Consider the following 670-nt stretch of genomic DNA (forward strand, 5'->3'; position numbering starts at 1 on the left):
TAGGGTAGCCGTAGGGAAACCGAGTCTTAACTGGGCGAATAGTTGCAAGGTATAGACCCGAAACCCGGTGATCTAGCCATGGGCAGGTTGAAGGTTGAGTAACATCAACTGGAGGACCGAACCCACTAACGTTGAAAAGTTAGGGGATGACCTGTGGCTAGGAGTGAAAGGCTAATCAAACCGGGAGATAGCTGGTTCTCCCCGAAATCTATTTAGGTAGAGCCTCGGACGAATACTTACGGGGGTAGAGCACTGTTAAGGCTAGGGGGTCATCCCGACTTACCAACCCTTTGCAAACTCCGAATACCGTAAAGTAATATCCGGGAGACACACGGCGGGTGCTAACGTCCGTCGTGAAGAGGGAAACAACCCAGACCGCCAGCTAAGGTCCCAAAGTCATAGTTAAGTGGGAAACGATGTGGAAAGGCCCAGACAGCCAGGAGGTTGGCTTAGAAGCAGCCATCCTTTAAAGAAAGCGTAATAGCTCACTGGTCGAGTCGGTCTGCGCGGAAGATGTAACGGGGCTAAACTATGCACCGAAGCTGCGGATTCAGAATTTATTCTGAGTGGTAGGGGAGCGTTCTGTAAGCCGTTGAAGGTGTACCGGGAGGTATGCTGGAGGTATCAGAAGTGCGAATGCTGACATGAGTAACGATAATGGGAGTGAAAA

Annotated in this window: 1 rRNA gene; it reads left to right on the top strand. The window is 50.7% G+C overall.

The annotated features are described in order from the left end of the window. Nucleotides 1-670: ribosomal RNA gene (locus tag I6E82_RS19760) — 23S ribosomal RNA — on the top strand; the annotation flags it as partial.

Origin of the sequence: Pseudoalteromonas sp. NZS11, from assembly GCF_015864765.1 — a bacterium.
Lineage (GTDB): Bacteria > Pseudomonadota > Gammaproteobacteria > Enterobacterales > Alteromonadaceae > Pseudoalteromonas > Pseudoalteromonas arctica.